At 71.1% G+C, this 13,615-nt stretch carries 13 protein-coding genes; 5 read left to right on the forward strand and 8 right to left on the reverse strand.

Annotation, left to right across the window (positions count from 1 at the left end):
- Positions 1-17 precede the first annotated feature (17 nt).
- Complete coding sequence (locus JIX55_RS27490) at positions 18-953, forward strand: LLM class flavin-dependent oxidoreductase (RefSeq protein ID WP_257565937.1); 936 nt, start codon at positions 18-20, stop codon at positions 951-953.
- A 107-nt stretch (positions 954-1,060) separates the two neighbouring features.
- On the forward strand, positions 1,061-3,559 hold the full coding sequence (locus JIX55_RS27495; RefSeq protein ID WP_257565938.1) for a SpoIIE family protein phosphatase: 2,499 nt from the start codon (positions 1,061-1,063) through the stop codon (positions 3,557-3,559).
- A gap of 1 nt (position 3,560) precedes the next feature.
- Here JIX55_RS27495 and JIX55_RS27500 read toward each other — a convergent pair whose 3' ends face one another.
- On the reverse strand, positions 3,561-4,094 hold the full coding sequence (locus JIX55_RS27500; protein ID WP_257565939.1) for a DUF2637 domain-containing protein: 534 nt from the start codon (positions 4,092-4,094) through the stop codon (positions 3,561-3,563).
- A gap of 423 nt (positions 4,095-4,517) precedes the next feature.
- Here JIX55_RS27500 and JIX55_RS27505 point away from each other — a divergent pair, with 423 nt between their 5' ends.
- The 3 genes from JIX55_RS27505 (at position 4,518) to JIX55_RS27515 (ending at position 7,979) form a co-directional block, all read left to right on the forward strand.
- Complete coding sequence (locus JIX55_RS27505; protein WP_257565940.1) at positions 4,518-5,717, forward strand: serine hydrolase domain-containing protein; 1,200 nt, start codon at positions 4,518-4,520, stop codon at positions 5,715-5,717.
- Positions 5,718-5,801: 84 nt separating this feature from the next.
- Complete coding sequence (locus tag JIX55_RS27510) at positions 5,802-6,866, forward strand: right-handed parallel beta-helix repeat-containing protein (protein WP_257565941.1); 1,065 nt, start codon at positions 5,802-5,804, stop codon at positions 6,864-6,866.
- Positions 6,867-6,908: 42 nt separating this feature from the next.
- The gene (locus tag JIX55_RS27515; protein ID WP_443046539.1) at positions 6,909-7,979 is read left to right on the forward strand and encodes a methyltransferase; all 1,071 of its coding nucleotides are present in this window, start codon (positions 6,909-6,911) and stop codon (positions 7,977-7,979) included.
- Between the two features lie 72 nt (positions 7,980-8,051).
- On the opposite strand, the gene JIX55_RS27520 is transcribed toward JIX55_RS27515, so the two are convergent.
- The 7 genes from JIX55_RS27520 to JIX55_RS27550 all read right to left on the reverse strand — a co-directional run bounded on the left by JIX55_RS27520 (position 8,052) and on the right by JIX55_RS27550 (position 13,478).
- Positions 8,052-8,384: a TcmI family type II polyketide cyclase gene (locus tag JIX55_RS27520; RefSeq protein ID WP_257565942.1), complete on the reverse strand. Its 333-nt coding sequence runs from the start codon at positions 8,382-8,384 to the stop codon at positions 8,052-8,054.
- A gap of 19 nt (positions 8,385-8,403) precedes the next feature.
- Positions 8,404-8,886, reverse strand: coding sequence for an SRPBCC family protein (locus tag JIX55_RS27525; RefSeq protein WP_257565943.1), 483 nt, complete (start codon positions 8,884-8,886; stop codon positions 8,404-8,406).
- Between the two features lies 1 nt (position 8,887).
- Positions 8,888-9,145 carry an acyl carrier protein gene (locus JIX55_RS27530; RefSeq protein WP_257565944.1) on the reverse strand — a complete coding sequence of 86 codons (258 nt, stop codon included), beginning with the start codon at positions 9,143-9,145 and terminating at the stop codon, positions 8,888-8,890.
- 128 nt (positions 9,146-9,273) lie between these two features.
- Positions 9,274-10,524 (reverse strand): ketosynthase chain-length factor, encoded by a 1,251-nt coding sequence (locus JIX55_RS27535; protein ID WP_257565945.1) that lies wholly within the window; start codon positions 10,522-10,524, stop codon positions 9,274-9,276.
- Complete coding sequence (locus tag JIX55_RS27540; protein ID WP_257565946.1) at positions 10,521-11,789, reverse strand: beta-ketoacyl-[acyl-carrier-protein] synthase family protein; 1,269 nt, start codon at positions 11,787-11,789, stop codon at positions 10,521-10,523. The genes JIX55_RS27535 and JIX55_RS27540 overlap by 4 nt, the downstream gene beginning before the upstream one ends.
- Positions 11,786-12,253 (reverse strand): cupin domain-containing protein, encoded by a 468-nt coding sequence (locus tag JIX55_RS27545; protein ID WP_257565947.1) that lies wholly within the window; start codon positions 12,251-12,253, stop codon positions 11,786-11,788. The genes JIX55_RS27540 and JIX55_RS27545 overlap by 4 nt, the downstream gene beginning before the upstream one ends.
- 67 nt (positions 12,254-12,320) lie before the next feature.
- Entirely contained in the window at positions 12,321-13,478 is a 1,158-nt protein-coding gene (locus JIX55_RS27550; RefSeq protein WP_257565948.1) for a SchA/CurD-like domain-containing protein, read from the reverse strand.
- Between the last annotated feature and the right edge of the window lie 137 nt (positions 13,479-13,615).

The raw sequence follows: 13,615 nt of genomic DNA on the forward strand, positions 1-13,615 counted from the left end.
AAGGGACCGACGGCTTCATGCCACCCACACCCCAGCCCCGTTTCGGGATCATGACCGCCCCCATGCAGGTCCACTACCACGACGTCCTGCGGGTCTGGCGCGAGGCGGACGCGATCCCGGAGATCGAGCACGCCTGGCTGTTCGATCACCTCATGCCGATCGGCGGCGATCCGGACGGGCCGGCCTACGAGGGCTGGACGCTGCTCTCGGCCCTGGCCGCCCGGACCCGACGGCTGCGGATCGGCGTCATGGTGACCAGCAACCGCTTCCGGCCGCCCGCGATGCTGGCCAAGATCGCCACGACCGTCGACGTGGTCTCCGGCGGCCGGCTCGACTTCGGCATCGGCGTCGGCTCACGCCCCGGCCCGCCCGAGGCCCACCGCGAGTACGCGGCCCACGGCCTGCCCTTCCACGGCACCGCCCACGCCGTGGAGAGCCTCGCCGAAGCCTGCACGGTGATCCGGCGGCTGTGGACCGAGGACAAGCCGTTCGACTTCCACGGCACCCACCACCAGCTCACCGGGGCCTTCGGCAACCCCAAACCCGTCCAGCGTCCCCACCCGCCGATCCTCATCGGCGGCCGCGCCTCCGCGACGCTCCGCGTGGCCGCCGAACACGCCGACCTGTGGAACATCCCGGGCGGCGACATCGACGATGTCGTCCGCCGCAGCGCCCTCCTGGACCGCTACTGCGCCGAGATCGGCCGCGACCCCGCCTCGATCACCCGTTCGATCCACCTGTCGGTCTCCTACGAGCAGCCCGGCGCCACCCGCGCCGCGATCGCCGACGCCGTCGCCGCCGGCTTCCACCACATCGTCCTCGGCCTGTCGGCGCCCTATCCCGCCGACGTCGCGCGATGGGTCGCCGACGAGATCATCACCAAGTCGGCCCGGCCGCACCACGGCCATGCCGGGTATCGCGTCGGCGGCTCCGCGTCAGGAAGCGGGACCTGATGCTCATGCGGTGGCCACGGAATAGAGTGAAAAAGGATGTAGCGGGATATATCGGGGAAAGGGCCTCGGTGGGGGTGGAGAGCTCGGCGAGAGCGAGATGATCGGCCATGGAGCGGCGTACCGTCGACGACCTGGGAGCGGTTCCCGGCCGTGGCGCCGTCGGCGAGGCGCTCACCGCGCGCGCCACCGTCGACGAACAGGGCATCGTGAGCGGCTGGAGCGCCGGCGCCGAACACCTCCTCGGATACACGCCGACGCAGATCCTGGGCCGCCCGTCCGCCTCCCTGCTCGCCGAGGAGCCCGCGGCGAGCGACCTCCCGCCCTTCCCGGACCTGCCGAGGTGGCACGGCACGCTCGCCCTCCGGCACCGGGACGGCCATCGCGTGGAGGCCAAGGTGCTGGCGCATCACCGGACGTCGTACGCCGGGGTCCGCGACTGGTTCCTGGTCTCCGCCCTGTCGGGGGCACGGCCCCACCCTGACGACGACGCGCTCGCGCTGCGGGGTTTCCTCGACTCGCCGTGCTGCGCGACCTCGGTGCACGACATCGACCTGCGCTTCCGCCGGTCCAACCGGTCCTCGCTGGGCGCCCTGGGCCTGAGCGACGACTACCTGCGCGGGCTGCGGATGACGGAGGCGGTGGACGACCCCGCGATCGGGGAGGTCGAGCGGCTGATGCGGCTGGCCCTGGAGACCGGTGAGCCGCAGTACCTGGAGAACCACGCGCGGGCCCCCGGCGAGACGCATGAGCACGCCTGGTCGGTCCACCTCTACCGGCTGGAGGACGAGGACGGCCGCGTCCTCGGCGTGGCCTCCACCGGGCACGACATGACGGAGCAGCACTGGGCCCGCACGCGCCTCCAGCTGATCGCCGAGGCCGGCCGGCGCATCGGCAGCACCCTCGACGTGTCGCGGACGGCCCAGGAACTGGCCGACGTGGCGGTTCCGGACCTCGCCGACTTCATGAGCGTCGACCTGCTGGTGTCCCTCGACGAAGGCGGCACCTCCCACGCCGTCGAGGCAGAGGCGCCAGTGGGGGAGGAGCGCGAGCGGCCCTCGGAGGCACCGGCGCCGCCCCGCTCCCTCGCCCTGCGGCGCATCGCTCATCAGTCCGTGTACGAGGGGAGCCCCGAGGCGGTCGTGGTACCGGGCGAGGTGGACGAGTACCCGGAGGGCTCCCCGCCGGTGGAGAGTCTGCGGTCGGGACGGGCCGTGCTGTACCGGGTGACCGAGCCCGCGATCGCCGACTGGGTGGCCCAGGACCCGCTCCGGACCGCCCGCATCCGCGATTTCGGGTTCCACTCGGCGATGACCGTGCCCCTGTCGGCGCGCGGCACCACCCTGGGCGTCGCCGTCTTCGCCCGGCACCGGCACCCCGACCCGTTCCAGCAGGACGACCTCGTCCTGGCCGAGGAACTGGCGGCCCGGGCGGCGGTCTGCATCGACAACGCCCTGCGCTACACCCGCGAGCGCGGCACGGCCGTCACCCTGCAGCGCAGCCTGCTGCCGCAGAGCCTGCCCGAGCAGGCCGCGGTCGAGGTCGCCTTCCGCTATCTCCCGGCCGGCGCCCGGGCCGGAGTGGGCGGCGACTGGTTCGACGTGATCCCGCTGTCCGGGGCCAGGGTGGCGCTGGTCGTGGGCGACGTCGTCGGCCACGGCATCCACGCCTCCGCGACCATGGGCCGTCTGCGCACCGCCGTACGCACCCTCGCCGACATCGATCTGCCGCCCGACGAGCTGCTCACCCACCTCGACGACATGGTGGCCCGCCTGGCCACCGAGGCGGAAGGCGCGGAGCGGGCCGCGGCGGACGGGGAGACCACGGGAGATGTCGGAGCGACGTGTCTGTACGCCGTGTACGACCCCGTCACCCGCCGGTGCACGCTCGCCCGGGCGGGGCATCCGCTGCCGGTCGTGGTGAACCCGGACGGCACCGTCGACCTGCTCGACCTTCCGGCGGGGCCCCCGCTGGGCCTGGGCGGACTGCCCTTCGAGGCGCTGGAGACCGAACTGCCGGAGGGCAGCCTGCTCGCCCTCTACACCGACGGCCTGGTCGAATCGCGGGGCACCGACGTCGACGACGGTGTCGACCGGTTGCGTCGAACCCTCGCCGCTCCCGCCGCCTCCCTCGACGCGCTGTGCGACAGGGTCCTGGCAGCCGTGCTTCCCCAGCGGCCCACCGACGACGTCGCCCTTCTCGTCGCCCGCCCCCGCGCGCTCGACGCCGACCGCGTCGCCAGCTGGGACGTGGTCCCCGAGCCCTCCGCCGTCGCCGAGGCCCGCAAGAACGCCCTCCGCCAACTGGAGAGGTGGGGCCTGAACGACGCGGCCTTCGTCACCGAGCTGGTCGTCAGCGAACTGGTCACCAACGCCATCCGGCACGCCGAGCCGCCCGTCCAACTGCGTCTCATCCACGACCGCACTCTCATCTGCGAGGTCTCGGACGCCAGCAGCACGGCACCCCACATGCGCCGCGCCCGCGCCTACGACGAAGGCGGCCGCGGCCTGCTCCTGATCGCCCAGCTCACCCAGCGCTGGGGCACCCGCCCCACCCCCACGGGCAAGACGATCTGGACGGAGCAGACCATCGAACCCGACCGGCGGTGACCTACGGCCTCCCCTGTTTGGGCCCGTTGAGGGTGTCAGCGGCGTGCCGAGGGCCGTGCCCGGACGAGAATTGGCCGACGAGTTCACGGAAGCACACCAGGGCGGTGATCGGTGGAATTCCGACGATCACCATGGCCAGCAGGGAACTCGGTGATTGGCCGATGCACAGAGCCACTGCCGTGCCGGAGGCGATCAGCATCACCGCCCAGGACCGCCGGGCGGTGCGGTGTTGAACAGCTGCCCGCAAGATGGACAGACCCGCGAGAAGCCACGGCCCGTAGACGGTCAGTGGCCACCATCGCGCCAGATGTTCCGACACCACCAGCAGCGCGATGGCGCGTAGTTGGCTGTATGAATATGAGACGGACCAGTAGAGCATCGTCAGCGCGCACACGGCGATTGTCACGATCAGGATCGCGACAGGGATGATCCTCGGGTTGCCGGAAAAGATATGAGCCCCTGGCCGTGGCCGCCGTCGGTTGGCCGGGCGGCGCGGGCGCCCACGACTGTCCAGCAAGGGCGCGGCGGGATCCACGCCGTTCGTCGTACGCGACATTCGGGCCAACTCGTCGTCAGGATCCCATCCGCCTGACGAACTTCTCGGACCAGGGAGCCAGATGTGTTCGAGCGACTGCGTGACGTCAGGGTTTTGATCTACCGAATCATAATCGGTTCTCATTCTGAATCCTGTCCATTCGGGATCCGATTTTCCGACCGGCATGCGAGGGGCGGAGGCCTGATATCGAGCATCCGGGAGAATAGCGACCGGTAGGGGTTGCCGCGAGGATCAAACCGCAGTCGATGAAATTGTGAGGCGCGCCCGGCGGAAACTTCAAACCCGCTTGGCTCCGTACGGGTGGATTCGCCGCAATGCGTGTCGGAGGAGAACCTCTGTTCAGGGCCCGGATGGTGACGTTGATCCTTCCAGCCCTTGAATCCGAAAAGAAGGTGTCCCGACATGCGACGCGTCCCCTCCCGCTGTCTGTTCGCCGCCGCGCTGCTGGTGGCGTCCCTGTTGGCCCCGATGGCGGTGGCGCCAGCCACGGCCGTCCCCACCGTGGGCGTCGACCGGTACCAGAAGGGCGTGTGCCCGCCGGGCGGCCTCGAACCCGCGCTGGCCACCCGGCTGGACAAGGCCGTCGAGGGCGTCCGCCGGGAGGCCGGCATCCCCGGCGTCGCCGTCGGACTGTGGATGCCGGGCAAGGGGTGCTACGTCCGCGCGACGGGGGTCGCCGACACCGCCACCGGCAGGCCGATGACCACCGACCAGTTCATGCGGATCGGCAGCGAGACCAAGACCTTCACGGTCACCGCGCTGCTCGAACTCGTCGACGACCGCCGGATCGGGCTGGACGACCCGATCTCCGCCTACATCGGCGGCGTGCCGAACGGTGACCGGATCACGCTCCGTCATCTCGCCGAGATGCGCAGCGGCCTGTTCCCGTACAGCGCCGACCCGGACTTCGCGCAGGCCCTGTTGAGCGACCCGAGCCGCTCGTTCACGCCGCGGGAACTGCTCGCGTACGGCTTCCGGCATCCGAACACCTTCGCGCCGGGTGAGAAGTTCCAGTACTCCAACACCAACCTCATCCTCCTCGGCCTGGTGATCGAGAAGGTCAGCGGTCACCGCCTCCGTGACTTCATCGACGAGCGGGTGCTCCGCCCGGCCAGGCTGCGCCACACGCTGTTCCCCGAGGGCCGTGAGTTCCCCGAGCCGCACGCGCGCGGCTACACCAACCAGACGCTGAGCGGCGACATCGAGGACGCCACGGACTGGAATCCCAGCTGGGCCTGGGCGGCCGGGGCGATGATCTCGGACCTGCGCGACCTGCGCCGCTGGGCCAGGATCGTCGCCACCGGGACGCTGCTCAGCCCGGAGACCCAGAGGGAGCGGCTCAAGATGCTGCCGACCGGCTTCCCCGGCACGGACTACGGCCTCGGCATCTTCGAGACCGGGGGCTGGATCGGGCACAACGGCTCGATCCCGGGATACCAGAGCGTGACCGTCCACCTGCCTTCGAAGAAGGCCACCCTGGTGCTTCTGCTCAACACCGACGTCACCCACGAGGGCCAGGAGCCGTCCTCGCTTCTCGCCCGGGCGATCACCGAGATCGTCACTCCGGAGAACGTCTACGACCGCCCGGCGCCCCCGCGCTAGGAAGCGGGTTCGAGGGCGCGCGGGACACGCCGCCGGATGGTCGATACGCCGTGATCGTGAGCATCTGGTCATAACGTGCTGAATATGACGAAATGGCATATTGCCCATCTGGCGTGTATCGCGGCGGTCATCGGGGCGGGGCTCGGGGCCGCCCCGCCGGCTGTCGCCCACCCGCAGACCCACGTGGTCTCTCCGGGGGAGTCGATCCAGAAAGCGGTGGACACCGCCCGACCGGGAGACACCGTTCGACTGACCTCCGGCACGTTCCACGAGAGCGTCACGGTGAGCACGCCCGGGCTCACCCTGCGCGGCACGGGCCGCGGCACCGTGATCCGACCGGCCGCGAAGAAGGCCGCCGACAGCTGTGCCGGGAGCGGCAACGGCATCTGTGTGGTCGGGACGAAGGACCGGAACGTCGAGGGCGTCACCGTCGCCCGCCTGACCGTGACCGGCTTCGCCGGGTCCGGAGTGTTCGCCCAGTCGACCGACGGACTGACCGTGCGGCACGTGACCGCGGTGAAGAACGGGGTGTGGGGCATCGCCCAGGAGCGTTCCGTGCGCGGTGTCTTCCGGCACAACGCCGCCCGGGACAACGGCGACGCCGGCCTCTTCCTCGCCAACACGATCAAGGCCGAGGAAGGCGCCGCGGACACCGGGGGAACGGTCGTCGCGCACAACCGCCTGGAGGGCAACCGGATCGGCCTCACCGTCCGTCGCCTGCGGAACCTCACCGTCGCGGACAACCACCTCACCGGCAACTGCGCGGGCGTCTTCGTCGTGGGCGACGAGAACAAGCCGAGGGCCGGCGCGCTGACCGTGAGCGACAACCACATCGAGCGGAACAACAAGTCCTGCCCGAAGACCGCGCGGCTGGACGCGCTGCAGGGCACCGGCATCGTCCTGACCGGCACCGAGGACACTCTGGTGACGCGGAACCGGATCACGGAGAACGCCGGTAACTCCCCGCTGTCGGGCGGCATCGTCGTATGGAAGAGCTTCGTGGGCACCACCAGCGAGCGGAACCGGATCACCGACAACGTGCTGGAGGGCAACGCCCCGGCGGACATCGTCAACACGGACACCGCCGGCCAGGGAAACACCTTCCAGGGCAACTCCTGCGCGGCGTCCGTGCCCGCGGGACTGTGCTGACGGGTCGTGGTCGCTCATGAACTCGAAGAAGGAAGGCGTCACATGACGACCGCACGGACCGCGCACACGGCAGAGGCCCCCCAGGCCGTACCCGCGTCACAAGCCGTACCGGCGCCCATGCGGTTCAGGGAGCTCGTGTTCGGGGCGGCCTGCGCGGCCGCCCTGCGCGCGGCCGCCCGGCTGGGTGTCGCCGACGCCCTCGGTGACACCCCGCTGGCCGTGGAGGAGCTCGCGGCGGCGGTGAAGACCGAACCGAAACCGCTACGACGGCTGTTGCGGGCCCTGTCCTGCTACGGCGTCTTCGCCGAGCGGCCGGACGGGACGTTCACGCACACCGACATGTCCCGGCTGCTGCGCGAGGACGACCCGCACAGCCTGCGTGCCATCGCCCTGTGGTGCACCGAACCGTGGACCTGGGACGCGTGGCCGAGGCTGGACGAGGCGGTGCGCTCCGGCCGTAACGTCGTCGAGGAGCTGTACGGCAAGGAGTTCTTCGTCTACCTCAACGAGGACGCCCCGGAGTCGGCCGACGTCTTCAACCGCGCCATGACGACGTCCAGTGTGCAGTCCGCGCGGGACGTCGCGGAGTTCCTGGATCTGTCGGGGAGTTCGTCGGTCGCCGACATCGGCGGTGGTCAGGGGCATGTGGTGGCGAGCCTGCTGGAGAAGCATCCGGCGCTGCACGGCACCCTGCTCGATCTGCCGCGCGTGGTGGAGAACGCCGACCCGCGGCTGCGGGCGGGCGGCGTGCTCGCGGACCGGACGCGCATCGTGCCCGGTGACTGCCGCGTGGCCGTCCCGGTCCGGGCCGATGTGTACATCATCAAGAACATCCTGGAGTGGGACGACGACAGCACCGCCCGGACCCTGCGCAACGTCATCGGGGCGGGTGGTCCCGGAACGCGGGTCGTGGTCATCGAGAACCTCGTCGACGACACGCCCTCCATGCGGTTCAGCACCGCCATGGACCTGCTGCTGCTCCTCAACGTGGGAGGGGCCAAGCACACCACCGAAAGCATGACCCGCAGGCTGACGGACGCGGGGCTGGTCATCGACGACGTCCGCCCGGTCAACGCCTACCTGCACGCGTTCGACTGCCACGTGCCCGGCTGAGCACCGGCACCCCGGAAAACCGGCCGCCGGGCCCGCGAGGTCGCGGGCCCGGCGGCCGGTGGGCCGACCGGGTCAGCCGGCCGGGTCGCGCTCCCAGAGATAGAAGCGCCGCGCCATCGCGTCCTTCGGGGAACGCCAGGTGGCGGGGTCGTACGCGCTGACATGGGCCGTCAGCCGGTCGCTGATGTCCCGGAACTCGGGGTGCCCGGCCGCCTTGGCGATGGCGGGTCCGGGGTCGCGCTCGGACTCGATGAGGTGCAGGTACACATCGCCGAACTGGAAGAGGCTGCGCCGGGAGACCCCGATGAGGTGCGGCAGCTCCCCCCGGTCGGACTCCTCGAAGATCTTGGCGATGTCCGGGGCGGCGTCCGGGACCATCCGGGCGACGATCAGGGTCTGGTGCATGCGGTGTTCTCCGTCCGGCTCAGTCGGTCAGGCCGGGCGCGGCGGCACCCTGCTCGGCGGCGGCCTTCTCGATGCGGTCCCGGATCAGGGCCATCTGGACCTTGGAGTTCCGGTTGATGTTGCCCGTCATCCAGTCGTCGTCGACCGGGGCGTCCGGCTTCATCGCGAAGTCCTGGGTCCACACCATCCGGGTGCCGCCGGGCACCTTCTCGTACGTCCACACGATGTTCATGTGGGCGAACGGCCCGGTCTCGACGCGGCGGGCCCGCACGCTGAGCGTGTCGCGGTCCGCCTCCCGTTCCGAGACCCAGCTCCAGACCTTGCCGTTCTCGTCGGGGTGCATGGTCAGCCGGAACGTGGTCTTGTTCCCCTCCTGGGAGAGGATCTCGGCGGTGGCGTACTCGCTGAACAGCCGGGGCCAGTTCGCCACGTCGTTGGTCATCTCCCAGACCAGGTCGACCGGCGCGGCGATGATGATCTCGTTCTGCGTGTGGCCGGCCATGTCAGGCTCCCGTCAGCAGCGCGCTGTTGGTGAGTTCGAGGAACTGCCGGGGACTCTTGCTCTTCTCCGCGTCCGGCGGCATCGGCGTGCCGTAACGGTTCTCCAGCTCGCCGACGATGCCGAGCAGACCGAGCGAGTCGATGCCGAGGGCGTCGAAGCCCGAGTCGTACCGCTGCTGGAGCTCCTCCGGGGGGACGGTGACTCCGGCGGCCTTCTTCATGAGTTCGGACAGCTCTTCCACGGTGATGCGGTCACTCATGCGGTTCCTCTCCTTGCTTCGTGACGGGTGCTCAGTGACGGGTGTTCGGTGAGGGTTGCTTGGTGGTGGGTGTTCAGCGGTGGGTGCTTGGTGGTGGTTGCTTGGTGATGGGTGCTCGCGTCGCCTCGCTACGAGGCGTCGTCGGCGCCGAGCCGTAGCACCAGCGCCGAGTTCGACCCCATGAGTCCTCGGCTGAGGACCAGCGCCGTGCGCGGTTCGGCGGCGCGGGCGCGGGTGGTGACGAGGTCGAGGTCGTGGCAGATGTCGAAGACGTTGGGGGTGGGCGGGATCACGCCGTGCTCCATCGACAGCACCGCCGCGGCGACGTCCAGGACGGGGGCCGCGCCGTAGCCCCGGCCGATGGCGGTCTTCGGCGCCGTCACGGGGACGTGTGTGCCGTGCGCGCCCAGGGCGTCCACGATCGCCAGCGCCTCGGCGCGGTCCGCCTCCGGTACGCCGAGGGCGTCGGCGAAGACCACGTCGATCTCCTCCGGGGCGCAGCCGGCCTCGCGCAGGGCGCCCCGGATCGCCTCGGCGAGCCCCTCCCGGGACCGCTCCCAGCGGGAGGCGCCGGTGAACGTCGCCGCATGTCCCGCCAGGACGGCCCGTACGGGCGCGCCCCGCTCCCGGGCCGCGCCCTCGGCCTCCACGACGAGCATGGCGCCGCCCTCGGCGGGTACGAAACCGCAGGCCGCGGAGGTGAACGGGCGGTAGGCGCGCTCCGGGTCCTCGACGGTGCTCAGCTCGTCGTAGCCGAGCTGGCAGACGACCGAGTAGGGGGCGAGCGGCGCCTCGGTCGCGCCGGCCACCATGGCGTCGGTGCCGCGCCGCACGGCCCGCGCCGCGTGCGCCAGGGCGTCCAGGCCGCCGGCCTCGTCGGAGGCGATCACCCCGCAGGGGCCCTTGAAGCCGCGGCGGATGGAGATCTGGCCGGTGCTCGCGGCGTAGAACCAGGCGATCGACTGGTACGGCCCCACGAAGCGGCTGCCCTTGGACCACAACTGCTGCAGCTCCCGCTGCCCGAACTCGCCGCCGCCGGAGCCGGCCGCGGTGACCACGCCCACGGAGAACGGCGCGGCGTCGGTGGCGGGCCGGTGGAGGCGGGCGTCGTCGAGTGCCTGGTCGGCCGCGGCCATCGCGAAGTGCGTGAACCGGTCGGTCTGGACGAGGTAGCGCTCCTCGACCGCCGACGGCGGGTCGAAGTTCCGCACCTCACCGGCGACCCGCAGCGGCAGGTGCTCGCATCCGTCGCGGGTGACCCGGTCCAGGACGCTGATGCCCTCCCTGGTGGACTTCCAGAAGGTCTCGGTGCTGGTTCCGTTGGGCGCGACCACGCCGATTCCGGTGACGGCCGCGCGCCGAGGACGCCGTTCGCTCATCGTGTCTTCTCCCTCGGCAGGGTCATGATCACCGCGGACTGGAAGCCGCCGAACCCGCTGCCCACGGAGAGCACGTTGTTCAGCCGTCGCTCACGGGCGACGCGCGGGACGTAGTCCAGATCGCACTCGGGGTCCGGGGTCTCGTAGTTCGCGGTGGGCGGGACGACCTGGTGGGCCAGGGCCAGCGCGCAGGCGACGACCTCGATGGCGCCGATCGCGCCGAGGGAGTGGCCCACCATGGACTTGATGGAACTCATGGGCGTGTCGTAGGCGTGTGCGCCCAGGACCCGTTTGACGGCGGCCGTCTCGTGCCGGTCGTTCTGCTGGGTGCCCGAGCCGTGCGCGTTGACGTAGTCGATCGCGGTGGGGTCGAGCCGGGCCTGGTCGAGGGCGTCCTCGATGGCCCGGGCCATCTCCAGGCCCTCGGTGGTCAGACCGGTCATGTGGTAGGCGTTGCCGAAGGTGGCGTAGCCGCTGAGTTCGCAGTACACATGGGCGCCGCGGGCCCGGGCGCGGTCCAGCTCCTCCAGGACGAGTACGGCGCCGCCCTCGCCCATGACGAACCCGTTGCGGTCCGCGTCGAAGGGGCGGGAGGCGTGGGCGGGGTCGTCGTTGTTGGGGGACGTGGCTTTGATCGCGTCGAAGCAGGCCATGGTGATCGGTGAGATCGGCGAGTCCGACGCCCCGGCTATGCAGATGTCGGCCCGGCCCTCCTCGATCGTGTGGAAGGCGTACCCGACCGCGTCGAGGCCCGAGGTGCAGCCGGTGGAGACGGTCTGCACCGGCCCGCGGGCCTCGAACCGCTCCGCCACCGTCGAGGCGAGGGTGCTGGGCGCGAACGCCCGGTGCAGATGCGGGCCCGCCTCCCGGTGGTTCACGTCCCAGCGCTGCCCGTGGCCGCTGACCAGGACGTAGTCGTGCTCCAGCCGGGTGGTCCCGCCGACCGCGGTGCCCAGGGAGACCCCGACCCGCCAGGGGTTCTCCGTGGCGAGGTCGAGCCCGGAGTCCCGTATCGCCTCCTCCCCGGCGACCAGGGCGAACTGGATGTACCGGTCGCACCGGGCGATCTGCTCCGCGTCCAGGCCGTGGGCCGCCGGGTCGAAGTCGCACTCGGCGGCGATCCGCGACCGCAGCCCGGACGGGTCGAAGAAGGTGATGCCGCGTGTCGCCGTACGACCGCCTGCCAGGAGGTCCCAGAACGCCGGGACGCCGATGCCGCCCGGAGCGACGATGCCTATGCCGGTGACCGCCACGCGCCTGGTCATGAGCGGACCTGAGGTCGCTCGGCCGCCCGCCCCGCACCCGCGTGGGCGGCCTCCGCCGGGATCGGCGCTCCGGCGTGGCCGCCGTCCTCGGTGTCGACGTGGCCGAGCGGCGGGCTCGGGGCCAGCGGGCCGAGGTGGAAGACCATGCGGGCCTCCACCTTGCCGACGTTGCGGAAGCGGTGCCGCACATGGGTGGGGATCAGGAGCCCCTGCTCGGGCCGCAGCTCGTGGGACTCGCCGTCCAGGTCCACCTCCAGCTGCCCGCAGATGACGTAGATGAACTCCTCGGAGTACGGGTGGTAGTGCTCGGCGATGCGGTCGCCGGGCGGCACGATGGCGACGCCCATGAAACCGCTGGTGGAGCCGACTGTGGTGGGGGTGAGCATGGCGCGCAGGTCGCCGCCGCGCCGAGTGTTGGGCTCGACCTCGCTGACATCCACGATTCCGGGATGGCGTTTGATCACGACGTTCCTCCGAACATGAGCTGCATCGACATGAGGGCGTGGCCGTCACGGCCCGGGTGCCGGTGAATCAGGCGTCGGGCGCGCGGCGGTCGGTGACGAGGTCCATCCGGGCGACCGTCAGCAGACGAGCGGGGGCGCACTCCTTCAGCGCCGAACCGTCCATCCCGAGGGCTGCGCCGTCGAGGAGCGACGTCAGCTCGGCCGCCCGGCCGCGGTCCGTGAGACCGAGTACGGGCCCGGGGTCGGCGTCGAGCCCGCCGCGTACGTCGACCAGCCGCACCACGACGTCGTCGCGCTGGAAGATCGTGCTGCGCAGCACCGGTCCCCGCGGCTCGTCCGCCGCCGCCTCGTCCTGCCGGGCGAGCAGCTCGGCCAGCCGCAGACCCCGGCCCTCACGGGCGGGGTAGTACAACGCGTGCCGCACGGCGTCCGGGCTCTCCTGGCCGGCCGTCACATGGTGCACGGCGGGCAGCGCCGCGCGGGTGAAGAAGATCCGGGCGGACTCGGGATCGTCGAGATCCCGGTCCTGCTCCAGATAGGGGTTGATGGCCTCCTCGACGGCCCGTACCTCGGGCTGCCTGGCGACATGGCGCAGCGCGGCGAGCAGGTCGCCCCGTACCTCGATGGCCCGGACCACCCGGTTGCCGTGCATGAACAGGGAGGTGCGGCACAGCCGGGTGGTGTCGTCGACCTTCGGCTCGGGGGAGGCGTAGCCCGCCAGGATCTTGGCGACGGTCTCCTCGCTGCCCGGCTTGACCGTGAAGGTGAGCGCGTGCCGGATCAGGCCGTCGCCGATTCTGGGCGACGTCTGGAGCCGGCGCTTCCCGGGCTCGGCGCCCACCGCCGGGCCGCCGGTCTCGCGGACGATGTGGAAGCGCAGCGACCGGGTGTCCCGGACGCAGCTGTGCAGCGGCTCCACCATCCGTACGTGTTCCTCGCTGTTCACCCAGGTGAGGAAGGGCGGGGCGCTCTCCCACTCACTGGTGATGAGCCATTGGGAGGGGTTCTCGATGGACTGGCACAGCTGGTCGCTGACATGCCCCGGGACGGACGCGACCTGGTTGCACAGCTGCTCGTACGCCTCCAGGAACTGCTGCTGGGCGCCGTCGTAGACGTCCACCAGGAGGACGACACGGAGCCTGGAGCCGTCGAACACGGACTGGGAGACACGCTGCGACGCCTGGTGCGTCAGCTGTTCCGAAAGACGTTCAGATGTGGTGGTCATCCTGCGCACATCTCCTTCATGGGGGCGGAGGCGGGACGGACGTCGGCCGCGTCGGCGGGACGTCGGCGTGCCTCGATCCTGAGCCCACCCCCTCAGGCGCGCGACTCGTATGAACTGCGCGGGTGACCGGCCTACTC

Source organism: Streptomyces sp. DSM 40750, assembly GCF_024612035.1.
GTDB lineage: Bacteria > Actinomycetota > Actinomycetes > Streptomycetales > Streptomycetaceae > Streptomyces.

Bases quoted from the DNA above. Each gene is read 5' to 3' on its own strand.
- JIX55_RS27530 (WP_257565944.1), bottom strand. From the start codon at position 9,145: ATGAGTGACCGCATCACCGTGGAAGAGCTGTCCGAACTCATGAAGAAG.
- JIX55_RS27525 (WP_257565943.1), bottom strand. From the start codon at position 8,886: ATGGCCGGCCACACGCAGAACGAGATCATCATCGCCGCGCCGGTCGAC.
- JIX55_RS27550 (WP_257565948.1), bottom strand. From the start codon at position 13,478: ATGACCACCACATCTGAACGTCTTTCGGAACAGCTGACGCACCAGGCG.
- JIX55_RS27540 (WP_257565946.1), bottom strand. From the start codon at position 11,789: ATGACCAGGCGCGTGGCGGTCACCGGCATAGGCATCGTCGCTCCGGGC.
- JIX55_RS27505 (WP_257565940.1), top strand. From the start codon at position 4,518: ATGCGACGCGTCCCCTCCCGCTGTCTGTTCGCCGCCGCGCTGCTGGTG.
- JIX55_RS27520 (WP_257565942.1), bottom strand. From the start codon at position 8,384: ATGCACCAGACCCTGATCGTCGCCCGGATGGTCCCGGACGCCGCCCCG.
- JIX55_RS27510 (WP_257565941.1), top strand. From the start codon at position 5,802: ATGACGAAATGGCATATTGCCCATCTGGCGTGTATCGCGGCGGTCATC.
- JIX55_RS27535 (WP_257565945.1), bottom strand. From the start codon at position 10,524: ATGAGCGAACGGCGTCCTCGGCGCGCGGCCGTCACCGGAATCGGCGTG.
- JIX55_RS27515 (WP_443046539.1), top strand. From the start codon at position 6,909: ATGACGACCGCACGGACCGCGCACACGGCAGAGGCCCCCCAGGCCGTA.
- JIX55_RS27495 (WP_257565938.1), top strand. From the start codon at position 1,061: ATGGAGCGGCGTACCGTCGACGACCTGGGAGCGGTTCCCGGCCGTGGC.
- JIX55_RS27490 (WP_257565937.1), top strand. From the start codon at position 18: ATGCCACCCACACCCCAGCCCCGTTTCGGGATCATGACCGCCCCCATG.